This is a genomic window from Allosphingosinicella sp., from assembly GCF_035626655.1.
GTDB lineage: Bacteria > Pseudomonadota > Alphaproteobacteria > Sphingomonadales > Sphingomonadaceae > Allosphingosinicella.
Window position 1 is genome coordinate 114,005 of sequence record NZ_DASPNF010000009.1, and the last position, 20,566, is coordinate 134,570.

The 20,566-nt window shown below is 68.7% G+C and carries 20 protein-coding genes; 8 read left to right on the forward strand and 12 right to left on the reverse strand.

Translation table 11 applies throughout. The features are described from left to right. Nucleotides 1-482: 482 nt before the first annotated feature. Both VEC11_RS08205 and VEC11_RS08210 read right to left on the reverse strand, forming a co-directional pair. Entirely contained in the window at nucleotides 483-893 is a 411-nt protein-coding gene (locus VEC11_RS08205; protein WP_464130215.1) for a hypothetical protein, read from the reverse strand. A gap of 196 nt (nucleotides 894-1,089) precedes the next feature. After that, nucleotides 1,090-1,956: an SDR family oxidoreductase gene (locus tag VEC11_RS08210; RefSeq protein ID WP_464130216.1), complete on the reverse strand. Its 867-nt coding sequence runs from the start codon at nucleotides 1,954-1,956 to the stop codon at nucleotides 1,090-1,092. Between the two features lie 200 nt (nucleotides 1,957-2,156). Between VEC11_RS08210 and VEC11_RS08215 the strand changes: the two genes are divergently transcribed. Continuing rightward, complete coding sequence (locus VEC11_RS08215; protein ID WP_464130217.1) at nucleotides 2,157-4,307, forward strand: TonB-dependent receptor plug domain-containing protein; 2,151 nt, start codon at nucleotides 2,157-2,159, stop codon at nucleotides 4,305-4,307. Here the strand turns inward: VEC11_RS08215 and VEC11_RS08220 are convergent. Then, nucleotides 4,291-4,590 carry a hypothetical protein gene (locus VEC11_RS08220; protein WP_464130218.1) on the reverse strand — a complete coding sequence of 100 codons (300 nt, stop codon included), beginning with the start codon at nucleotides 4,588-4,590 and terminating at the stop codon, nucleotides 4,291-4,293. The genes VEC11_RS08215 and VEC11_RS08220 overlap by 17 nt on opposite strands. A 107-nt stretch (nucleotides 4,591-4,697) precedes the next feature. On the opposite strand from VEC11_RS08220, the gene VEC11_RS08225 reads away from it, so the two are divergent. From VEC11_RS08225 to VEC11_RS08235, 3 genes are all read left to right on the forward strand, one after another. Next, on the forward strand, nucleotides 4,698-6,539 hold the full coding sequence (locus VEC11_RS08225; protein ID WP_464130219.1) for an ABCB family ABC transporter ATP-binding protein/permease: 1,842 nt from the start codon (nucleotides 4,698-4,700) through the stop codon (nucleotides 6,537-6,539). Between the two features lie 120 nt (nucleotides 6,540-6,659). Beyond that, nucleotides 6,660-8,729 (forward strand): putative bifunctional diguanylate cyclase/phosphodiesterase, encoded by a 2,070-nt coding sequence (locus tag VEC11_RS08230; protein WP_464130220.1) that lies wholly within the window; start codon nucleotides 6,660-6,662, stop codon nucleotides 8,727-8,729. 90 nt (nucleotides 8,730-8,819) lie between these two features. After that, entirely contained in the window at nucleotides 8,820-9,347 is a 528-nt protein-coding gene (locus VEC11_RS08235; RefSeq protein WP_464130221.1) for a hypothetical protein, read from the forward strand. A gap of 3 nt (nucleotides 9,348-9,350) precedes the next feature. Here VEC11_RS08235 and VEC11_RS08240 read toward each other — a convergent pair whose 3' ends face one another. Then, nucleotides 9,351-10,268 (reverse strand): hypothetical protein, encoded by a 918-nt coding sequence (locus tag VEC11_RS08240; RefSeq protein WP_464130222.1) that lies wholly within the window; start codon nucleotides 10,266-10,268, stop codon nucleotides 9,351-9,353. A gap of 160 nt (nucleotides 10,269-10,428) precedes the next feature. On the opposite strand from VEC11_RS08240, the gene recQ reads away from it, so the two are divergent. Next, nucleotides 10,429-12,198, forward strand: a complete 1,770-nt coding sequence (gene recQ, locus VEC11_RS08245; protein ID WP_464130223.1) for a DNA helicase RecQ — start codon at nucleotides 10,429-10,431, stop codon at nucleotides 12,196-12,198. Between the two features lie 24 nt (nucleotides 12,199-12,222). Further along, complete coding sequence (locus VEC11_RS08250) at nucleotides 12,223-12,651, forward strand: protein tyrosine phosphatase family protein (protein ID WP_464130224.1); 429 nt, start codon at nucleotides 12,223-12,225, stop codon at nucleotides 12,649-12,651. Here VEC11_RS08250 and VEC11_RS08255 read toward each other — a convergent pair. The 8 genes from VEC11_RS08255 to VEC11_RS08290 form a co-directional block, all read right to left on the reverse strand. After that, nucleotides 12,644-13,489, reverse strand: a complete 846-nt coding sequence (locus VEC11_RS08255; RefSeq protein WP_464130225.1) for an ABC transporter permease — start codon at nucleotides 13,487-13,489, stop codon at nucleotides 12,644-12,646. The two genes, VEC11_RS08250 and VEC11_RS08255, sit on opposite strands and share 8 nt — an antisense overlap. Then, nucleotides 13,482-14,411, reverse strand: coding sequence for an ABC transporter ATP-binding protein (locus VEC11_RS08260; protein WP_464130226.1), 930 nt, complete (start codon nucleotides 14,409-14,411; stop codon nucleotides 13,482-13,484). Before VEC11_RS08260 ends, VEC11_RS08255 begins: the two co-directional genes overlap by 8 nt. A 43-nt stretch (nucleotides 14,412-14,454) precedes the next feature. Further along, nucleotides 14,455-14,661 carry a putative signal transducing protein gene (locus tag VEC11_RS08265; protein WP_464130227.1) on the reverse strand — a complete coding sequence of 69 codons (207 nt, stop codon included), beginning with the start codon at nucleotides 14,659-14,661 and terminating at the stop codon, nucleotides 14,455-14,457. Then, complete coding sequence (locus tag VEC11_RS08270; protein WP_464130228.1) at nucleotides 14,661-15,200, reverse strand: DUF924 family protein; 540 nt, start codon at nucleotides 15,198-15,200, stop codon at nucleotides 14,661-14,663. Before VEC11_RS08270 ends, VEC11_RS08265 begins: the two co-directional genes overlap by 1 nt. Before the next feature lie 2 nt (nucleotides 15,201-15,202). Beyond that, nucleotides 15,203-15,760 carry a pyridoxamine 5'-phosphate oxidase family protein gene (locus VEC11_RS08275; RefSeq protein ID WP_464130229.1) on the reverse strand — a complete coding sequence of 186 codons (558 nt, stop codon included), beginning with the start codon at nucleotides 15,758-15,760 and terminating at the stop codon, nucleotides 15,203-15,205. A gap of 7 nt (nucleotides 15,761-15,767) precedes the next feature. Beyond that, nucleotides 15,768-16,193, reverse strand: coding sequence for a hypothetical protein (locus VEC11_RS08280; RefSeq protein WP_464130230.1), 426 nt, complete (start codon nucleotides 16,191-16,193; stop codon nucleotides 15,768-15,770). 8 nt (nucleotides 16,194-16,201) lie between these two features. Then, entirely contained in the window at nucleotides 16,202-17,626 is a 1,425-nt protein-coding gene (tldD, locus tag VEC11_RS08285) for a metalloprotease TldD (protein WP_464130232.1), read from the reverse strand. Between the two features lie 167 nt (nucleotides 17,627-17,793). Beyond that, the gene (locus VEC11_RS08290) at nucleotides 17,794-17,994 is read right to left on the reverse strand and encodes a zinc-finger domain-containing protein (RefSeq protein ID WP_464130233.1); all 201 of its coding nucleotides are present in this window, start codon (nucleotides 17,992-17,994) and stop codon (nucleotides 17,794-17,796) included. A gap of 65 nt (nucleotides 17,995-18,059) precedes the next feature. Here VEC11_RS08290 and VEC11_RS08295 point away from each other — a divergent pair, with 65 nt between their 5' ends. Beyond that, nucleotides 18,060-18,983 carry an ABC transporter ATP-binding protein gene (locus VEC11_RS08295; RefSeq protein WP_464130235.1) on the forward strand — a complete coding sequence of 308 codons (924 nt, stop codon included), beginning with the start codon at nucleotides 18,060-18,062 and terminating at the stop codon, nucleotides 18,981-18,983. After that, complete coding sequence (nadB, locus tag VEC11_RS08300; RefSeq protein WP_464130236.1) at nucleotides 18,980-20,560, forward strand: L-aspartate oxidase; 1,581 nt, start codon at nucleotides 18,980-18,982, stop codon at nucleotides 20,558-20,560. The genes VEC11_RS08295 and nadB overlap by 4 nt, the downstream gene beginning before the upstream one ends. Nucleotides 20,561-20,566: the final 6 nt, after the last annotated feature.

The following is a 20,566-nucleotide window of genomic DNA, read 5'->3' on the forward strand; positions in this document are numbered from 1 at the left end:
CTTTCGAGAAAAACCGTCCTCACGAGCACCGCTACGCCCCGACGAGCTACATCGAAAGACCGTTGGACGAACTCCTCCGCCAGCCGGAAAGGGGGATTGGTTATCACCCAATCCACAGCATTCGTTTCGTAAGGATAAGACAGGAAGTCACGGACCGGGGCGAAACCATAATCGTAGGCGTCGGCGCAGCGAACCTCTTTGAAATATTCCCTCAGCACCTTAGCCATATGTCCGGCGCCACACGCTGGCTCGAGACAGGACAATCTATCTAGGCCATCTACGCCGATCACGTGTTCGAGTAACGCCCTTGTCGCCCAAGGAGGCGTCGGAAAATCGTCGGGGCTGTCGCCCGGTTCAACACGCTGCGACATAACCGCGTGTGTCGTATTTTGCATTGGAGCTCTCCCAAGTCTGGGATTGCATAAACTCTTCAAGAGTCGGTGAGAATCCCCTTTGTGCCGGTGCGAACGCAGGCCCGCAGCTTAAGCCTCGCCCGCAGCCTCCGCCTTCCGCCCCTTCACAAACACATCCCCCGCCGCCGCCCCCAGCAGCGGCGAGATCGGCGCCAAAGTCTGCATCCACACCGGCAGCGGCACGAAGAAGATGAATGCCAGCAGGGCCGCGAGGATGCCGCCGATCGTCCAGCCGGGCCAGGCGTAACCGGAGATCGCCTTCGCCACCGCCGCGGCGGCGAAGGTGCCGAGGAACCAGGCGAGGAGGACGGAGATCTGGGCGCCGGCGGGGGCGGTGCGGATGCCTTCGATCAGGGCCTGGCGGTCGTTCGGATCCGTGGGGACGTGGAGGGGCCAGATCGAGGTGCCGACATAGCCGACCAGCATCATCACCAGGGCGCCGGCGACGAGGCCGGCGAGGAGGGCGAGGAAGGCTCTCATGCGAGCGAGGTTAGAGGGTTTTGGGGATTGGGGCCAGCGGGTTCCCCTCCCCCTTGAGGGATTGCGGCCGCCCTTGGGTTCGTCCGGGGGACGAACCTGCGGCTGCAATGGTTGGGTGGGGGGTGTCGGGCGCTGGACAGTTTTCCGCAGCCGCCGGGCCCCCTCTCCCTACCCTCTCCCCGCGGGGGAGAGGGGATCAGCTCCCGACGATCGTCCCGCCGTTCGGGTGCAGCACCTGGCCGGACATGTAGCGGCTGTCCTCGCAGGCGAGGAAGAGGAAGCTCGGGGCGACCTCGTTGGGCTGGCCGGGGCGGCCCATCGGGGTGTTCTCGCCGAAATGCTCCATCTTCTCCGGCGTCGAGCCGCCGCAGGGGTTGAGCGGGGTCCAGATCGGGCCGGGGGCGACGGCGTTCACGCGGATGCCGTCGCCGACGAGATTTTCGGAGAGCGAGCGGGTGAAGGCGGTGATCGCGCCCTTGGTGGCGCTGTAGTCGAGCAGCTGCTTCGAGCCCTCGTACATGGTGACCGAGGTGCAGTTGATGATCGCCGACCCCTTTTTCAGGTGCGGGCGGACGGCCTGGGTCAGGAAGAACATCGAGTAGATGTTGGTCTGGAAGGTGCGCTTCAGCTGCTGCTCGGTGATGTCGCGGATATCCTCGTCCGGATGCTGCTCGCCGGCATTGTTGACGAGGATGTCGATGCCGCCGAGCTGCTCGACCACCTGCGCCACGGCACGGTCGCAAAAGGCCTTGTCGCCGAGATCGCCGGCGATGGTGAAGGCCTTGCGGCCCTCGGCCTCGACGATGCGCTTCGTCTCCGCCGCATCGTCATGCTCGCAGAGATAGAGGATGGCGATGTCGGCGCCCTCGCGTGCGAACAGGGCGGCGACGGCGCGGCCGATGCCGCTGTCGGCGCCGGTGATCAGGGCGACCTTCCCCTCGAGGCGGCCCGAGCCGGGGTAGAAGGGCTGCCAGTCCGGCTTCGGCTCCAGCCTGCTTTCGTGGCCGGGGAGATCGTCCTCGCGGATCATCTCGATCGTGTCGCCTGCTCTGTCGTCGGCCATCGCGTCCTCGTCCTGCCCCGGTCGAAAGGAACAACCTTTTGGTCGAAAAGCCGTTCCTGCCGGATCGTTTCGGGGCTGCGATGAAGCGGGGAAAACCTGCTTGACCGCGCTGCGTAAGTGCCACAAACGTAGCGGGCCATAAAACGTGGCTTTGTAAGGCTTTGCCGCAGGGGACGGCGGCGGGGAGAGGGGATCGACCCATGATCACGCCGTCCGGCGCGCGCAAGGCGCTGCTCGTTCTTTTGCTCAGCTCGGCTTCACCCGCCTTCGCGCAGGACGCGCCGCCGGCCGAGCCCCAGCCCACGCCGACGCCGGCCCCGCCACCTCCGGCCACGGGAGACCAGCCGCCGCCGGTCGCCACCGAGCCCGCCTCGCAGGCGCAGGGCGGCCGCACCTACACGCCCGCCGACTTCGCCCGCTTCGCGCCGCGCAACGCGCTCGACATGCTGAACAACGTGCCGGGCTTCTCGATCAACGAGGGCGACACCGAGCGGCGCGGGCTCGGCCAGGCGACCGGCAACGTGCTGATCAACGGCGAGCGCTATTCGGGCAAGTCGACCAGCGTGCTGACCGAGCTGCAGCGGATCAGCGCCTCGAACGTCGTCAGGATCGAGATCGTCGACGGCGCCACGCTGAACATTTCCGGGCTCAGCGGCCAAGTCGCCAATGTCGTGACCCGGTCCGGCGGCCTTTCCGGCAATTATCGCTGGAGCCCGCAGATCCGCGCCCACCGCACCCCGGCGCGGCTGCTCCAGGGCGAGGTCTCGGTGAACGGCGCGCTCGGCACGGGCACGACCTATACGCTGAGCGCGCGCAACAACAGCTTCCGCAACGGCAATGCCGGGCCCGAGCTGGTCACGGACGGCGCCGGCAATATCATCGATACGCGCGACGAGGTGCTGAGCGTGAACGGCGACGAGCCGCGCCTGTCCGGCTCGCTCCGGCACAATTTCGCGGGCGGCTCGGTGCTCAACCTCAATGCCGCGGGCGGCATGCGCTGGCAGGACGTCGAGGAGAACGGAATCCGCATCGGCCCGGGCCAGCCGGACCGGACGCGCTTCGTCGAGGAAAGGACGCGGGGCCATAATTACGAGCTTGGCGGCGACTATGAGTTCGGGCTCGGCGGCGGGCGGCTGAAGCTGATCGGGCTGCACCGCTTCACCAACACAAGGTTCCGCCAGACCCTGATCCAGACCTTCTCCGACAACACGCCGACGCTCGGCCAGCGCTTCAGCCAGGTCGGCGACGAGAGCGAGACGATCGGGCGCGGCGAATATCGCTGGCGCGGCGGCAGCGCCGACTGGCAGGTCAGCCTGGAGGGCGCGCTGAACCGGCTCGAGGTCGAGAACGGGCTGTTCGAGATCAACCCGGCGGGCGACTTCGTGCCGATCCCCTTCCCGAACAGCACCGCCATCGTGCAGGAGCGGCGCGCGGAGGCGGCGATCACCTATGGCCGGCCCCTGACCTCGAACCTCACCCTGCAGGTCTCGCTCGCCGGCGAATATTCGCAGCTCACCCAGGAGGGCGCCGGCGGGCTCAGCCGCACCTTCTTCCGGCCCAAGGGCTTCCTGAACCTCGCCTGGCGGCCGCGGCCGGGGCTCGACATCAGCGCGCGGATCGAGCGCGCCGTCGGTCAGCTCAACTTCTTCGATTTCGTCGCCTCGGCCAATGTGTCGGGCGGGACGACCAATGCCGGCAACGCCAATCTGGTGCCGCCGCAGAACTGGAACGCGCAGCTGCAGGCGACGCGCAACCTCGGCGCCTGGGGCACGATCACGGCGCGGCTCTACGGGCGGCTGATCTCCGACATCGTCGACGTCGTGCCGATCGCCGGCGGCGGCCAGTCGCCGGGCAACCTCGAGGGCACGGCGCGGATCTACGGCATCCAGTGGACGAGCACGTTCAACTTCGATCCGATCGGCATCCCCGGCGCCAAGCTCGACGCCAACATCACGCTGCAAAGGTCACGGCTGACCGACCCGCTGACCGGGCAGCACAGGGCGATCAACGAGAACCTGACCCGCGAGGTGAACCTGCAGTTCCGCCACGACATCCCGCGCAGCCAGTGGGCCTATGGCGTCAACTTCTACCAGTTCCGCCAGGCCGAGGGCTTCCGGCTCGACCAGCGCTTCCACTATCTCGACACGCCGGGCAGCCTCGGCGCCTATGTCGAGCACAAGGACGTGTTCGGGCTGACGGTGCGGGCGAGCGTCGACAATCTGCTCGACACGAACGAGAGCTTCGAGCGGACCTTCTTCGCCGGCAACCGGCCGAGCCCGATCCTGTTCACCGAGCATCGGGACCGCTTCTACGGCCCGATCTTCACCCTGACGATCAGCGGGACGATCTAGCGGTCCAGCCGGCCGCGTAGCGGACGCCCTCGGCGGCCAGGCGGCCGGGGCCCGGGAGCAGCACGTCGCTGCCGCGCAGCACCCGGGCGCGGGCGTCGGCGCGGCGGCAGCGCGCGACCACGGTCGGGAATTCGAGATCGGTGTGGCGGGCGAGCGCCGACGCCGTCGCGGCGCGGCAGCTCGCCTCGCTCGCATAGCTCTGCGGCTCGGTCCTCACCTCGCGGCAGGCGGCGTCGCTTTCGCCGCACCCGAGGATCGCCATCACGTACATCAGGGACTGCATTGACCCGCTCCTTCACAGCGCCAAATCCCTCAGCCGCGCCGCTTGTTCCAGTTGTTGCGCGGCCGTTACTTGGGATCGCGCACGCCCTCGCCTATCTAGCGACGAAGATGACGGACGCTGCGACCGGGACCGCGAACAGGATTGCCAGGCGGGGCGAGCCGGGCCTTGCCGTGCTCCGCCGGTTCCTTCCCTATCTCTGGCCGGCGGGCGAGCCGGCCCTGAAGGCGCGCGTGCTGCTGTCGCTCTCGCTGGTTCTGGTCTCGATCGGAGTCACCACCCTCGTCATGCCGCTGGCCTTCGGGGCGGCGGTGAACCGGATGACGGCGGGGCTGGAGCCGGGCGTGCCGATCGCCATCGCGCTCGTCGTCGCCTATGCGGCGGCACGGTTCGGCGGGGTGCTGTTCGACAATCTGAGGAACGGGATTTTCGAGCGGGTCGGGCAGGATGCGACGCGGCGGCTGGCGGAGACCACCTTCCGGCACCTGCACGACCTGTCGCTCCGCTTCCATCTCGAGCGCCGGACGGGCGCGGTCACCAAGATCGTCGAGCGGGGGACGAAGAGCATCGACATGATGCTCTATTTCATCCTGTTCAACATCGGCCCGACGGTGCTGCAGCTGCTGATCGTGCTCTCGCTCTTCTGGGTGAAGTTCGGGCTCGGCCTGGTCGCGGCGACGGCGGTGATGGTCGCCGCCTACATCCGCTTCACCCGGGTGGTGACGGACTGGCGGACCAAGCTGCGCGTCGAGATGAACGATCTCGACACCGGCGCGGTGGCGCGGGCGGTGGACAGCCTGCTCAACTACGAGACGGTCAAATATTTCGGCGCCGAGGAGCGGGAGGCGGCGCGCTACGGCAAGGCGGTGAAGCGCTATGCCGAGGCCGCGGTGAAGAACGAGACCAGCCTCGCCTGGCTCAATATCGGCCAGTCGCTGATCACCAATCTGATGATGGCCGGAGCGATGGGCTTCACCGTCTGGGGCTGGAGCGTCGGGCGGTTCAGCGTCGGCGACGTGGTGGTGGTCAACACCCTGCTCGCCCAGCTCTTCCGGCCGCTCGACCTGCTCGGCATGGTCTACCGCACGATCCGCCAGGGCCTGATCGACATGGAGGCGATGTTCGAGCTGGTCGACACGCCGGCCGAGGTGGTCGACGTGCCGGGCGCGCCCGACCTGCGCGTCTCCGCCGGGCTGATCCGGTTCGAGGACGTGCATTTCGGCTACGAACCGGAGCGAATGATCCTGAAGGGCGTCGACCTGGAGGTGAAGCCCGGCTCGACCACGGCGATCGTCGGCCCGTCGGGCGCCGGCAAGTCCACCCTCTCGCGGCTGCTGTTTCGCTTCTACGACCCGCAGGCCGGGCGGATCACGATCGACGGGCAGGACATCAGGCAGGTGTCCCAGAAGAGCCTGCGCGCGGCGCTGGGCATCGTCCCGCAGGACACGGTGCTGTTCAACGACACGATCGGCTACAATATCGGCTATGGCCGCGAGGGTGCCGGGCCGGAGGAGATCGAGGCGGCGGCGCGCGGGGCGGCGATCCACGACTTCATCGCCAGCCTGCCCGAAGGCTATGAGGCGATGGTCGGCGAGCGCGGCCTCAAGCTGTCCGGCGGCGAGAAGCAGCGCGTCGCCATCGCCCGGACATTGCTGAAGGACCCGCCGATCCTGATCCTCGACGAGGCGACCAGCGCGCTCGACAGCCGCACCGAGGCGGCGATCCAGGAGACGCTCAGCGACGTCACCCGCAAGCGCACCTCCCTGGTCATCGCCCACCGCCTCTCGACCGTGGTCGACGCCGACCAGATCGTGGTGCTCGACGAGGGCCGCGTCGCCGAGCGCGGCAGCCATGCGCAATTGCTGCGCCGCAGCGGCCTCTATGCCGAAATGTGGACGCGCCAGCAGAGCGAGCGCGACGCCGAGACCGCAGAAGCCGAAGCGGCGGAGTAAGCGGGTCTTAACCCAGATTGTATAACCCGGCCTTCTGCATTTACTGCATTGTAACCGCTTTCCTCCAAGGCGGCGGAATATGTCGACGCGGCGTGTCTTTCGCCATGACTGGAGTGGCTAATGTTCGACGTCGCCTTTTGCATCGCCATGCAGCACGACCCCTGGCTGGTCGGGCTGGCGGTGATCATCTGCTGCGCGGGCGCCTTTTCGATCGTCCAGATGTTCGAGCGGGCGCGCCACACGGAGGGCGTGCCGCGGCTCGGCTGGGCCTTCCTCACCTCGGTCGCCGCCGGCGCGACGATCTGGTGCACGCATTTCGTGGCGATGCTGGCGTTCGAGGCCGGCGCGCCGGTCCATCTCGATCCGGTGCTGACCATCGCCTCGCTGATGATCGCCGTCGTCGGCTCGCTCGCCGGCTTCGCCGTGGCGGGCTGGGCGCGCGGCCGAGCCCATGCACCGATCGGCGGCGCCATCTTCGGCGGCGCCATCTCGGCCATGCATTTCACCGGCATGGCCGCCTATCGGGTCGACGGCATCGTGACCTGGAGCTGGACCTATGTCACGGCGTCGGTGCTCTGCGCCGCCATCTTCTCGGCGCTGGCCCTGAGCGTCCTCTGCTCGGCGATCCGCGACAGGAATCGGATCCTGCTCGGGACCGGCCTGATCGTCGTGGCGATCGCCACCCTGCACTTCGTCGCGATGACCGCGATGCAGATCACCCCGCTCAGGATCAGCGAGACGCCGCTGGACCCGGCGGAGATGCGCGCGCTGGCGCTGGCGACCGCCCTGGTCGGCCTGATCGTGATCGCCGCGGGCATCTTCGCGGCGCTGATCGACCGCCACACCCGCTCCGACGCGATGCGCCGGCTGCACCACATGGCCAATAATGACGCGCTGACCGGCCTGCCGAACCGCGTGGCCTTCCAGACCGAGCTGGCCCGCCGGTTCGGCGCCGCGCGGGACGGGCGAACGCAGATCGGCCTCTGCGCGATCGACCTGACGCGCTTCAAGGAGATTAACGACGTCCACGGCCACAAGGCCGGCGACGAGGTGCTCGCCAGACTGGCGGACCGCATGCGGGAGGCGATGGGCCCGGACGACATCGTGGCCCGCCTCGGCGGCGACGAGTTCGTCGCGATCGCCAGCTTCGAGGACCCGGCCCGCCTGGCGACGCTCGTCAACCGTCTCGAGAGCGCGCTGAAGCAGCCGCTGGACCTCAGCCATTTCACGACCCGGGTCGGGGCGAGCATCGGCATCGCCGTCTATCCGCGCGACGCGGCCGACGCCCAGACCCTCGCCAACAATGCCGATCTGGCCATGTACCGGGCCAAGTGCGAAGGCTCGCTCGCGCCATGCTATTACGATTCGGCGCTCGACGAGGCCATTCGCGAACGGCGCGAGCTCGCCAACGACCTCAGGCTGGCGATCGACCGCAACCAGCTGGAAATGCATTATCAGTTGCAGGCCTCGGTCGTGACCCGGGAGATTACCGGCTACGAGGCGCTGCTGCGCTGGACCCATCCCGAGCGCGGCCAGATCCCGCCGGCAGTGTTCATCCCGATCGCCGAGGAGAACGGCCTGATCCTCCAGCTCGGCGAATGGGTGCTTCGCCGCGCCTGCGCGGATGCCGCGGGCTGGGACCATGAATCGAAGGTCGCAGTCAACGTCTCCGCACTGCAGCTCGCCCATATCGACCTGCCGCAGCTCTTCCACCAGGTGATGCTCGAGACCGGGCTGCCGCCGCGCCGGCTCGAGGTCGAGCTGACCGAAAGCGCGATCATGGCGGACCGGGAGCGGGCGCTCCACGTGCTGCGGCAGATCAAGGCGCTCGGCGTCGGCGTCGCGCTCGACGATTTCGGGACGGGCTATTCCTCGCTCGAGACCCTGCGTGCCTTCCCCTTCGACAAGATCAAGCTCGACCGCTTCTTCGTCTCGGAACTGGAGGGCAGCCCGCAGGCGACGGCGATCATCCGCGCCGTGCTCGCGCTCGGCCGGAGCCTCTCCATTCCGATCCTGGCCGAGGGCATCGAGACGCGCGACCAGCTCGACGTGCTGATCCGCGAGGGCTGCGACGAGGTGCAGGGCTTCCTGCTCGGCCTGCCGGGCCCGTCGCCCGTGGTGATGACGCAGCCCTGCGAGGACGAGAGCTCCCAGCGGCCGGCCAAGGACGGGTTGAGCGACGCCGCCTGACCGGCCGCTCCTGCACGGGCAGCGGTCCAGGAAGCGATTGAAATCCAGCGCCTGCCGGTGTTTCCTCGGCTCCGGCCGAAGGAGGACGGGATGAAGGCTGTCGCTTTGCTGCTGGGCCTGTTGGCCGCCGCGCCGGCCGCGGCGCAGGAGATCCCGGCCCTCAGCCTGGCGCCCGGGGAAGCAATTACCCTGCGCTTCGACGATGGCGGCCGGGTCGGGCCGCCCGAGCGGGGCCGCGCCGCCTGGTCCCGCTACGATCTGTTCGCCGCCCGTCATCTCGCGGGCATCGCGCCGCCCGAGGCGCCGGAGACGGAAGGCACCTTGCTGCCCTCGACCGACGAGGCGCGGCCCGACCCGATCCCGGCGGACGTGGTGCGGGTGCGCGCGCTCTCGATCGACGGCCGGCATACCTTGCTGGTGGTGGAGAACGGCCAGGGACGGGCGCTCGCCTATCGCGCGCGGATGACGACGGACCAGGGCACGCACCCGACCGACGTCTGCGTCGTCCTCCCCCGTTTGCCCAGCTACGAGCATTGGGCCTTCCCGATCCACCGGCTCGAACTCTACGACTTCCGCTTCATCCCCTGGGCGCCGGGGCGCAGGCCGACCTGCGAATGAGCCTCAGCCCGGGGCGCAGGTCAGCCTGACCTCGCGCCGGCGCCGGTCGAAGACGATCGACGAGCAGTGGCGCAGCTGGTCCGCGCCGAGGGCGAGCCGGTCCCACCGGCTGGTGCGGCGGCGGTCGCCGGTGACGACGATCTCGTCGGGGTCCCCGCCTGCCTCGCGGATCGTCGCGGTATTGCCGAAGTCGCCGGTGCGGATGCCGAGCTCGGTGATGGTGAGCGGGCCCACCGTCAGCGGCCGGCCGAGCCGCATATTGCGTACGGGCCGGCTGATCCCGAAGGCGATGTGCATCGGGACGGCATCGCCGCTGACGATGCCGTCCTGCGCGTTGGCGATCCGCACCGCCGCGCCGGCCGTGGCCAGGGTGCGCGGTGCATGCGGATCGAAGCGGACGCGCAGCGGCTGGCCGGCGAGGTCGATCAGCGCATAGGATCCGCCCCAGCCGCCGAACAGGCCGCCTTCATCCTCCAGCGGCAGGGTCACGGTGCGTTCGCCGGGCAGCGAGGGACGGAGCACGAAGCGGACCACCCGCTCGGGCACTCCGCCGGGCCCAATCACGCCGTCGGCGCCCTGGACATAGGTGCGGGGGGTCCAGCCGATCCGACGCTTGCGCGGGCGTGCGCCGTCGCCGATCGCGATCCGGCCGACCGCGGTGAGGCCCGGCACCTGCTGGGGGCCCACCATATAGCCGAAGGCGAAGGGCCCGGCGCGCAGGCGCGCCTGACCGGCAGCGAAGGGCGCGGTGAACATCGGGATGGCGGGCGCGGCGGGATCGATCCGGATCCGGCCGGGCGCGCCGTTGAGGGTGACGGCGACGATGCCGTCGCCGCTCACCACCCTTTCCTCCGGCTGGCGCCGCTGTGCGCCGGCGGAAGCGGAAACGAGGACGAGACAGAGCAATGGACTGAAACGCATACAACCTCCCCGATCCCCTGCGCCGCGCAGGCTGGCGCGCGATTGCGGCGGGAATGGGGCCCCGGCGTGCCGAGGCGAGGCGGCGAAGACGGTCGCAAATCGGATGCAATTGCCGTCCGGCGGGGGTGATTTGCCCGGGGCGACGCGCTAGGCGGGGCCGGTGACCGACCCGCTCGACATCCTCCATCATGTGTTCGGCTTCCCCGCTTTCCGCGGCGTGCAGGAACAGGTCATCGGCCGGGTGATGGCGGGAAAGCACAGCCTCGCGGTGATGCCGACCGGGGCGGGCAAGTCGCTCTGCTACCAGATTCCGGCGCTGGCGCGGGAAGGGACGGCTTTGGTCGTCTCGCCGCTCATCGCCCTGATGCACGACCAGATCAGGGCGGCCGAAGCCTTCGGGATCAAGGCGGCGTCGCTGACCTCGGCCGACGCCAACCGCGCCGAGACGGTCGAGCGGCTGAAGCGGGGCGAGCTGGATCTGCTCTATGTGGCGCCGGAGCGGGCGACGGGGGAGGGCTTCCGCCAGCTCATCGCGCGAATCCCGCTGGCGCTGATCGCGATCGACGAGGCGCATTGCGTGTCGGAATGGGGGCACGACTTCCGGCCGGACTATCGGCTGCTGCGCCCCTTGCTCGACGCCTTTCCGGAGGTGCCGCGGCTGGCACTGACCGCGACCGCCGACGCGCGGACGCAGGCCGACATCCTCGGCCAGCTCGGCATTCCGGGGGACGGGCTGATCGTCGCCGGCTTCGACCGGCCCAACATCCGCTACGCGATCCGCCCGCGCGACGGCCATGCGGCGCAGCTCAAGGCCCTGCTCGGCGAGCAGGGCGGGCCGGGCATCGTCTACGTCCAGAGCCGCGACAAGGCGGAGCAGATCGCCGCGCAGATCGCGGCGACGGGGCGGCCGGCTCTGCCCTATCATGCCGGGCTCGAGCCGCAGGTCCGCGCCCGCAACCAGGCGGCTTTCGTGGCAAGCGAGGAGATGGTGATGGTCGCGACCATCGCCTTCGGCATGGGCATCGACAAGCCGGACGTCCGCTTCGTCGCGCATCTCGGCGCGCCCAGGTCGATCGAGGCTTATTATCAGGAGACGGGGCGCGCCGGGCGCGACGGCGAGCCGGCCGAGGCGGTCTTGTTCTGGGGCGCCGAGGATTTCGCCCGCGCCCGGCGGCGGATCGAGAGCGAGGTGGAGGAGGGCCGCCGTCCCGCCGAGCGCGAGCGGCTGAACGCGCTCGCCTCCCTGGTCGAGGCCGCGACCTGCCGCCGCGCCATCCTGCTCAGGCATTTCGGGGAACAGCCGCCGGCCGAATGCGGCAATTGCGACAATTGTCTGAGCCCGCCGACCGCGCTCGACGTCACATTGGTCGCGCAGAAACTGCTCTCCGCCGCCTTCCGCACGGAGATGCGCTTCGGCGTCCAGCACCTGACCGACGTGCTCGCCGGGCGGGAGACGGACAAGGTGCTGAACTTCGGCCACCAGCGGCTCAGCGTGTTCGGCATCGCCGGGGCGGAGGAGCTGGCCCTGCTCAAGCCGGTCGCCCGGGCGCTGATCGCCCGCGACGCGCTGCGCGCCGACGATTTCGGCGGCCTCTCCTTCGGCCCCTCGGCCAGGGCGATCCTGAAGGGCGAGGCGGGGCTCGAGATCGTGCTGCCGCCGAAGCGCGCGCGCAGCCGCGGCAGGGCGGCGCGGGACTATCCGCACGATCCCCTGTTCGAGGCGCTGCGCGCGCGGCGGCGGGAGCTGGCGGCGGCGGCGGGCGTGCCGCCCTATGTCATCTTCCACGATGCCACCCTGCGCGAGATGGCGGAGCGGAAGCCGGCGACGCTGCAGGCCCTGGCGCAGGTCTCGGGCGTGGGCGATGCCAAGCTCGAGCGCTACGGCGCCGACTTCGTCGAAGTGATCGACGCCCATCTCTCGACCGTCTAGGGGACGCGCATGTTTTTCAGGGAATTGGACAAAAAGGTGCTCGTCGCGGATTCGCCCATGCGGCTGCAGGACATGGCAGCGGCGGCGGCGCGCGGGGTGACGCTGGCGGTCAACAACCGGCCGGACGGCGAGGCCTTCGACCAGCTCGACGCGGCGACGCTCGGCGAGGCCGCCAGGGCGGCGGGCCTCGATTATCTGCACCTCCCGATCGAGCTGGAGTTCAGCGGGGACAAGGTCGAGGCCCTGCTCGACGCGATGAACAGCGCCGAGGGCCGCGTCCTGCTCTTCTGCCGCAGCGGGACGCGCTCGGCCTATCTCTGGGCGCTGGCCCGGGCCCGGGAAGGGGCGGTGCCGGAAGCGCTGGCGCAGAATGCGGCGCGGGCCGGCTATAATCTGGGTCCGCTGATGAAGTGGCTGAAGCCGCGCGAGGGCGAGGGCGCTTCGCCTAGTTGATGTCCTGCCGGCGGAACAGCCGGAAGGTCAGAACGACCAAAGCGAGCGTCCAGGCCGCGACGATGGCGAGCGAGGCCGCCGGCGCCATCGAGAAGGGCCCCGAGGGGAAGGGGATGACGAGGACATGGCCCCCGGTCAGCCATTCCGCCAGATTGGCGAGATGGTAGCCGGGCAGGATCTGGTAGAGGCCGCCGATCAGGCCCGGGGCCCAGGGCTCGAGCATCGGGGCGAAGAAGCGGAACAGCCGCTCCACGGTGGTGATGACCAGGCCGATGACGAGCGCGGCGATGGTCGAACGCGTCAGGATCGCGGCGAGGCTGGTATAGGCGACGCTGAGCAGGAGCGGGCCGAGCGCGGCCAAGGCGGCGAGGCCGTGCGCCTTGACCAGCGCCGCCGTGCCGAGGTCCGGAGGGACGGGCGTGCCCGTGGCGAGGTCCTTGAGCCAGCTCAGCAGGTTGAACAGGATCGCGCCGAGCGCGAAGCCCAGAGCGAGCAGGGCCAAAGCGACGACATATTTGGCGGCGATCAGGCTGCTCCGCGCGCGATGCGGGACGATCAATTTCCAGGTGTTCCAGCCATATTCGCCGGCGAAGACCACCGCGACGAAGGCGCAGACCAGATAGCGGCCCAAGGGCTCGAGCGGCACGTTCCAGAAGCCGACCGCGTCCGCGATCCAGCCGGCGGCACTTTCGGGCCGGCCGACCTCGCCCTTGGCGACCTGAATGGCGATGGCGAGCGACAGGATCAGGGTGACCCCGATCGGCCAGATCCAGACCAGGCCCCAGGTGGCGCGGTGGCGGCGGAACTTGAGCGCTTCGGCCCGGATCGGATCAAGCATCGGCGGGATCCTCCTGGGTCAAGGCGAGGAAGACCTCCTCCAGATTGGCCTGGACCGGCGCCAGGCTGAACAGGGCGGCCCCGGCCTCGACCAGGCGCCTTGCCACCTCGGGCGCCTCGGCGCGCGCGGCGGTGACCATGAGGCCAGCACCCTCCCGCGTCACGGGCCAGTGCGGGCGCAGCGCCGCCTCCGCGGCGTCGAGCGGCGCGGCCTCGACCCTGAGCTGCGTCGACTCCTGGTCGAGCAGGCCGGCGACGGTGGCTTCGCGGACCAGCTCACCCTTGTTGATGATGGCGACGCGGTCGCAGACCTGCTGCACCTCGCTGAGCAGATGGCTGGAGAGGAAGACGGTCTTGCCGCGGTCCGAGGCGAGGCTGCGGATCAGCTGGCGCATCTCCTGGATGCCGGCGACGTCGAGGCCGTTCACCGGCTCGTCGAGGATCACGATCTCGGGATCGTTGAGCAGGGCGGCGGCGACGCCGAGCCGCTGGCGCATGCCGGTGGAATAGGCCTTCACCTTGCGCTTCGCGTCTTTGGCGAGGCCGACCTGGTCGAGCAGGGCGTCGATCCGTTCGGCACCGCCGCCATGGGTCAGCGCCAGCACTTCGAGGTTCCGGCGGCCGGACAGGAAGGGATAGAAGGCGCCGCCGTCGACCAAAGAGCCGACCCGGCGGAGCAAAGACGGCTCGGCGGCCAGGTCCTGGCCGAACAGGGAGACCCGCCCCGCGCTCGGCGCGATCAGCCCGATCAGCATGCGGATCGTGGTGCTCTTGCCGGCGCCGTTGGGCCCGAGAAAGCCGTAGACCTCGCCCGCGCCGACCGCGAGCGAGACGCCGCGCACGGCCCGCACGGCGCCGCCGCGCCGCCCGTAGGTCTTGCCGAGATCGGTCAGCGCCAGCACCGGGGCGCCGGCTTCGGTCACGCTCACATCCATTGGTGTATTAGAGATATAATACAGCTTGGTGTCAAGCGCCTTCGGCAAGCAGGCGCTGCGCCTCGGCGAGATCGTCCTCATGGACCATCAGCCGGACCGGCACGACGCCGAGATCGGCGCCGCCCCAATTGGTCTCCGTGTCGAACAGGATTGCCGGAATGTCGGCCGCCTCGAGCGCGCCCCTGGCGATCTCCGCCTCGATGCGCGTGAAGAAGCGGGCGGCCTCGACCAAGGCCATTACCAGGGCACCACTTCGCCCGCCGCTTCCTCAAGCGCGGTCGGCTTGCGGCCGAGCATCCTGTTGCGGTGCGGGAAGCGGCCGAACCTCTCGATCACGTCGTGATGCTTCTTCGCATAAGTCAGCATGTCCCTGTCCCCGAGAGCAGTGAACAGCAGCAGGCACTGGCGCTGGTCGGCCAGGTTCTCGCTATGCTCGAAGGGCATATAGAGGAAGCCGCGCTGCGCTGACGTCATGCCGTCGTCATAGCCGCGCTCGACCGCGCCCTTCGCAATGGCGAGGGCGAGCGGATCGGTGGAGAATTGGTCGGCATGGCCGCGGAACATGTTGCGCGGGAACTGGTCGAACAGGATCACTGCGGCGAGGGCGGCGTCCGGGTCGGTGAGGAAATCGTCCGCTTCATGCCCGCGCTCCTCCTCCCACAAGCTGAGGAAATGCTTGCGGATTTCCTCGTCGAAGGCCGGGTTCGCCTTCCACCAATCGTCCCAGCCGCGGGAGAACCAGAAGGTGAGGACCGCCTGGACCTGATCGGGCGTCATGCTCAATCCCAGGCCGGGATAATGGTCTGCACCCGCACCGGCAGGCCGTCGATGCTCTCGGTGCGGCCGGCGATCTTGGCGAGCCGCGCGGCCGGGTCCTGCTGGGCGTGATATTTGACCAAAGTGTGCCGCTCCTTTTCGAGCGTCATGCGCGGCACGCCCCAGCCGCAGCTGGTCTGCACGCTCTCCACCTGGATGTCGAAAACCTGGCGGGCGCCGGGCAGGCGCGGGAACAGAGCGGCGAGATCCGCGAAGCCCTCGTCCTGCGGCAGGATCGGGCGGCCGCGGCCGTAGATGCGCAGGATCAGGGCCGGATTGTCGAAGGCGCAGAACATCATCGTGATCCGGCCGTCGGCGGTGAGATGGGCGTGGGTCTCGTTGCCCGAACCGCCGAGATCGAGCCAGGCGACGCGGTTGGCGTCGAGGATACGGAAGACGTCATAGCCCTTGGGCGAGAGGTTGATCCGCCCGTCCGCCGCCGCGGTGGCGGTGAAGAAAACGGGCTGCCTGGCGATGAAGGCTTGGTGGTCCTCGGTCAGGTGATCGGTGAAGTCCGCCATATTCCAACTATCCTATGACTGCGGTTATCGCCGCAACAATTGCCAACCCGACGAACCCCAACAAGGTGCCAGTCCAGACACGAAACGAACTTCTACGAACAATCCAATTTCTCGGCACTCCCGCAACGGGACCTCTCGGGCCGTGCAGCACAGCATACCCTTTGGCTGCATTGGCTTCCTCAAATACACGAAGGCGCTCGGAATCTTCGATTTCGCACAGCCGGTGTTTCATCAGGAGCTGCACGGAAGCTGCCCCCAGCAGTCCGGAAAATATTGCCAAGAGAACGGCTACCCACCGCGTGGTATCGTGGTCGAACGAGGCCGTTAAGAGAAATGCTTGAGCGGCAATCGCGAGAGGTGGCGTCTGCCAAACAAAAGAATCAAATCCCTGCCGCCGCTGGCAGAGCATTAGATACTGCTCTTCTGTCATCATTTCCCCCGCTATGCCGCAGTCCCTCCAACGGTCAGCCCCTCGATCAGCAGGGTCGGCTGGCCGACGCCGGCGGGGACGGACTGGCCGCCCTTGCCGCAGACGCCGACGCCCTCGTCGAGGCACATGTCGTCGCCGATCGCGGCGACGCGGGTGAGCACGGTCGGGCCGTCGCCGATCAGGGTCGCGCCCTTCACGGGCGCGCCGAGCTTCCCGTTCTCGATCCGGTAGGCCTCGGTGCAGGAGAAGACGAACTTGCCCGAGGTGATGTCCACCTGGCCGCCGCCGAAGCTCTTGGCATAGATGCCGTTCTTCGCCCGGGAGAGGATCCCGGCCGGATCGTCCCTGCCGCCGAGCATGAAGGTGTTGGTCATGCGCGGCATCGGCGCGTGGGCGTAGCTCTCGCGGCGGCCGTTGCCGGTGGGGGCGACGCCCATCAGGCGCGCGTTGAGCCGGTCCTGGATATAGCCCTTGAGGATGCCGTCCTCGATGAGGACGTTGCGCTGGGTCGGCGTGCCCTCGTCGTCGATGGTCAGCGAGCCGCGGCGGCCGCCGATCGAGCCGTCGTCGATCACGGTGACCCCGGGCGCGGCGACGCGCTCGCCGATCCGGCCGGAGAAGGCCGAGGTGCCCTTGCGGTTGAAATCGCCCTCGAGACCGTGGCCGACCGCCTCGTGCAGCAGCACGCCGGGCCAGCCGGGGCCGAGCACGACGGTCATCTCGCCCGCGGGGGCGTCGACCGAATCGAGGTTCACCAATGCCTGGGCCAAAGCGATGTCGATCGCCCGGTTCCAGGTCGCGGGCTCGAACAGCTCGTCATAGAGATAGCGGCCGCCAAGGCCGTGATAGCCGCTCTCGCGCCGGCCGTTCTGCTCGGCGACGATCTGCACGTTGAGCCGGACGAGCGGGCGGATGTCGTGGGCGACGAAGCCGTCCGGGCGGACGATGTCGATCACACTCCACGAGCCGGCGAGCATCACCGAGACCTGCGAGACGCGCGGATCGCGGGCGCGGGCGGCGGCGTCGATCTGCTGGCAGAGCGCGACCTTCCTCGCGAAGGGGATCAGGCTGAGCGGGTCGGCGTCGGTGTAGAGCTTCGCGTTGGTCCTGAGGGGCGGGCCCTGCCGCGCGCCCTTCATCGGATCGAGCACCTGCATGGTCTCGGCGGCGCGGCGGATCGCGGACTCGCTGAGCTCGTTCGCCTGGGCGAAGGCGGTGGTCTCGCCCGAGACGCCGCGCAGGCCGAAGCCCGCCTGGGTGTTGAAATCCGCGGTCTTCAGCCGGCCGTCGTCGAAGCCGAAGCTCTCCGAGGCGGTATACTGGAGATAGAGCTCGCCATCGTCGCAGCCCTTCAGCGCATCGGCGGTGAGACGGAGCGCGGCGTCGGGATCGAGGCCGCCGGGGCGATAGAGGAAAGCGCGGGGATCAGTGGTCATCAGACCGGATATAGGGAGGGCCAGGGCAAATGTCGAAAGGGACGCAGCGCAATTCCCGAAACCGTTCGGGCTGAGCCTGTCAAAGCCCTGCCCTTCCCTTTCGCGGCAAGAAAGCGGTCCTTCGACAGGCTCAGGACGAACGGAGGAGGGGGCCCGTCAGCCGAGGCTCAGTGCCGTTTGTCCGCCGGGCCGCCCTTCAGGATGAAGCGCTTGTCGCAATAGCCGCAATCGACATAGCCCTTCTCGTCGATCTGCAGCCAGACGCGCGGATGGCCGAGCGCGGGCGAGATGTCGGCGGCGCCGTCGCAGGCGACGCGGGCGCTTTCGGTATAGGCGAGCTCGGGCTCATAGGGGTCGATATCGGCCATGAGCGAGCCTTAGCGAAGGCGATGGGGCTTCGCCAGACGGGAAAGAGCAGCTATGCGCTTGCCGCATGAGCGAAGCGGCCATCTCGATCGTCGACCTGCAGAAGACCTACAAGGGCGGCAAGCGCGCGCTGGACGGGGTCAGCCTGGAAATCCCGCGCGGCGGCATTTTCGGGCTGCTCGGGCCGAACGGGGCCGGCAAGTCGACGATGATCAACATCCTCGCCGGCCTGGTCATGAAGAGCGGCGGGACCGCCAGCATCTGGGGCTTCGACATCGACGCGCATCCGCGCAACGCCAAGCGCGCCATCGGCATCGTGCCGCAGGAAATCCTCTTCGATCCCTTCTTCACGCCGAAGGAGGCGCTGGAGATCCAGGCGGGCCTCTACGGCATCCCGAAAAGCGAGCGGCGGACGATGGAGCTGCTCCGCGCCGTCCATCTCGAGGACAAGGCCAACGCCTATTCGCGTACCCTCTCCGGGGGCATGAAGCGGCGGCTGCTCGTCGCCAAGGCGATGGTCCATGCGCCGCCCATCCTCGTCCTCGACGAGCCGACCGCGGGTGTCGACGTCGAGCTCCGCCAGCAGCTCTGGGATTATGTGCGCTCGCTGCACGCCCAGGGCGTCACCATCGTGCTCACCACCCATTATCTGGAGGAGGCGGAGCAGCTCTGCGACCGGATCGCGATCATCAACCATGGCAGGCTGATCGCCAATGAGGCGACGAGGGACCTGCTGGCGCTGGCCCAGGAGAAGGTGGTCGAGGTGACCGTCGACCGCGACATCGAGAAGGCGCCGGAGAATCTCTGCTTCGACAAGATCGAATTGGCGGGCGAGCGCACGCTCACCATCACCTATCGCAAGGACCGGGTGAATGCCGGCGAGGTGCTGGCGGCGGTGCAGCGGGAAGGGCTCGGCGTAGTCGACGTCTCCACCCGCGAGGCGGACCTGGAGGACGTGTTCCTCAACCTCACCAGGGCGGCGAACATTTGAGCAGCGCCTGGGACGTCCTGATCCTCGGCTCCGGCGCGGCCGGGCTCACGGCGGCGCTGAACCTCGCGCCGCGCTTCAGGGTGGCGGTGCTGGCCAAAGGGGAAGGCGCGACGGGCTGGGCGCAGGGCGGGATCGCGGCGGTGCTGGAGCCCGGCGACACGTTCGAGAGCCATGTCGAGGACACGATGATCGCCGGCGCGGGGCTCAACAACCGCGCCACGGTCGAGTTCGTCGTCGAGCATGCGCCGGCGGCGATCGCCCGGCTGGCGGAGCTCGGCGTGCCGTTCAACAGCGACAGCGACGGCGAGGGCTGGCACCTGACCCGCGAGGGCGGGCACAGCCACCGGCGCATCGTCCATGTCGACGACGCCACCGGCTGGGCGGTGCAGCAGGCGCTGGAGAAAGCGGCGGCAGCGCATCCGAACATCACGCTCATTCCCGACATGGTGGCGATCGACCTCGTCACCAGCCGCCACGGCCACCGTTACTCAGGGGACGGCCATGTCTGGGGCGTCTATGCGCTGAACAAGGCGAAGGGGAAGGTCGAGACCTTCTGCGCCCGGGCCACCATCCTCGCCACCGGCGGGGCGGGCCGGGTCTATCTCTTCTCGACGGCGCCGAGCGGCGCGACCGGCGACGGCATCGCCATGGCCTGGCGGGCGGGCTGCCGCGTCTCCAACATGGAGTTCATGCAGTTCCACCCGACCTGCCTCTACAATCTGGAGGTCAAGAACTTCCTGATCACCGAGGCGGTGCGCGGCGAGGGCGGGCGGCTGATCAATCCGGTCACCGGCAGGCGTTTCATGACCGACTATGATCCGGAGCGGCTGGAGCTGGCGCCGCGCGACGTGGTGGCGCGGGCCAACGACGCCGAGATCAAGCGCTACGGCCTCGACTACGTCCACCTCGACATCAGCGCGATGGGCGCCGACTTCGTCCGCGGGCATTTCCCGAACATCCACGAGAAACTGCTCGGGCTCGGCATCGACATGACCAGGGAGCCGATCCCGGTCGTGCCGGCCCAGCATTATACCTGCGGCGGGGTGGTGATCGACCTGGACGGGCGGACCGATCTGCCGGGCCTCTATGCGGTGGGCGAGGTCAGCCAGTCGGGGCTGCACGGGGCGAACCGGCTTGCGTCCAACAGCCTGCTCGAATGCTTCGTGTTCGGCGAGGCGGCGGCCAGGCACATCGACGCTAACTGGGACGAGCTCCCCCCGCCGCCGCCGATCCGCGCCTGGGACGAGAGCCGGGTCACCGATTCCGACGAGGAGGTGGTGATCAAGCAGAACTGGACCGAGATCCGCCGCTTCATGTGGAATTATGTCGGCATCGTGCGGACCACGAAGCGGCTCGAGCGGGCGCAGCACCGGATCAAGCTGCTGACCGACGAGGTGGAGGATTATTACGGCCATTTCCGGGTGACGCCGGACCTGGTCGAGCTCCGCAACCTGCTGCAGACCGCGGAGCTGATCGTGCGCTCGGCGCTGAAGCGGCGGGAAAGCCGCGGGCTGCACTATACGCTGGATTATCCGAAGACGCTGGCGAAGGCGGTGGATACGGTGCTGGCACCTTAGGGAGGA

What these genes read in the sequence shown, in the direction of transcription:
- VEC11_RS08265 (WP_464130227.1), bottom strand. Translation starts at nt 14,661, where the DNA reads ATGGCCTTGGTCGAGGCCGCCCGCTTCTTCACGCGCATCGAGGCGGAG.
- VEC11_RS08280 (WP_464130230.1), bottom strand. Translation starts at nt 16,193, where the DNA reads ATGATGACAGAAGAGCAGTATCTAATGCTCTGCCAGCGGCGGCAGGGA.
- VEC11_RS08225 (WP_464130219.1), top strand. Translation starts at nt 4,698, where the DNA reads ATGACGGACGCTGCGACCGGGACCGCGAACAGGATTGCCAGGCGGGGC.
- VEC11_RS08230 (WP_464130220.1), top strand. Translation starts at nt 6,660, where the DNA reads ATGTTCGACGTCGCCTTTTGCATCGCCATGCAGCACGACCCCTGGCTG.
- VEC11_RS08205 (WP_464130215.1), bottom strand. Translation starts at nt 893, where the DNA reads ATGAGAGCCTTCCTCGCCCTCCTCGCCGGCCTCGTCGCCGGCGCCCTG.
- VEC11_RS08220 (WP_464130218.1), bottom strand. Translation starts at nt 4,590, where the DNA reads ATGCAGTCCCTGATGTACGTGATGGCGATCCTCGGGTGCGGCGAAAGC.
- VEC11_RS08215 (WP_464130217.1), top strand. Translation starts at nt 2,157, where the DNA reads ATGATCACGCCGTCCGGCGCGCGCAAGGCGCTGCTCGTTCTTTTGCTC.
- VEC11_RS08290 (WP_464130233.1), bottom strand. Translation starts at nt 17,994, where the DNA reads ATGGCCGATATCGACCCCTATGAGCCCGAGCTCGCCTATACCGAAAGC.
- VEC11_RS08275 (WP_464130229.1), bottom strand. Translation starts at nt 15,760, where the DNA reads ATGGCGGACTTCACCGATCACCTGACCGAGGACCACCAAGCCTTCATC.
- tldD (WP_464130232.1), bottom strand. Translation starts at nt 17,626, where the DNA reads ATGACCACTGATCCCCGCGCTTTCCTCTATCGCCCCGGCGGCCTCGAT.
- VEC11_RS08270 (WP_464130228.1), bottom strand. Translation starts at nt 15,200, where the DNA reads ATGACGCCCGATCAGGTCCAGGCGGTCCTCACCTTCTGGTTCTCCCGC.
- VEC11_RS08255 (WP_464130225.1), bottom strand. Translation starts at nt 13,489, where the DNA reads ATGCTTGATCCGATCCGGGCCGAAGCGCTCAAGTTCCGCCGCCACCGC.
- VEC11_RS08240 (WP_464130222.1), bottom strand. Translation starts at nt 10,268, where the DNA reads ATGCGTTTCAGTCCATTGCTCTGTCTCGTCCTCGTTTCCGCTTCCGCC.
- VEC11_RS08295 (WP_464130235.1), top strand. Translation starts at nt 18,060, where the DNA reads ATGAGCGAAGCGGCCATCTCGATCGTCGACCTGCAGAAGACCTACAAG.
- VEC11_RS08210 (WP_464130216.1), bottom strand. Translation starts at nt 1,956, where the DNA reads ATGGCCGACGACAGAGCAGGCGACACGATCGAGATGATCCGCGAGGAC.
- VEC11_RS08235 (WP_464130221.1), top strand. Translation starts at nt 8,820, where the DNA reads ATGAAGGCTGTCGCTTTGCTGCTGGGCCTGTTGGCCGCCGCGCCGGCC.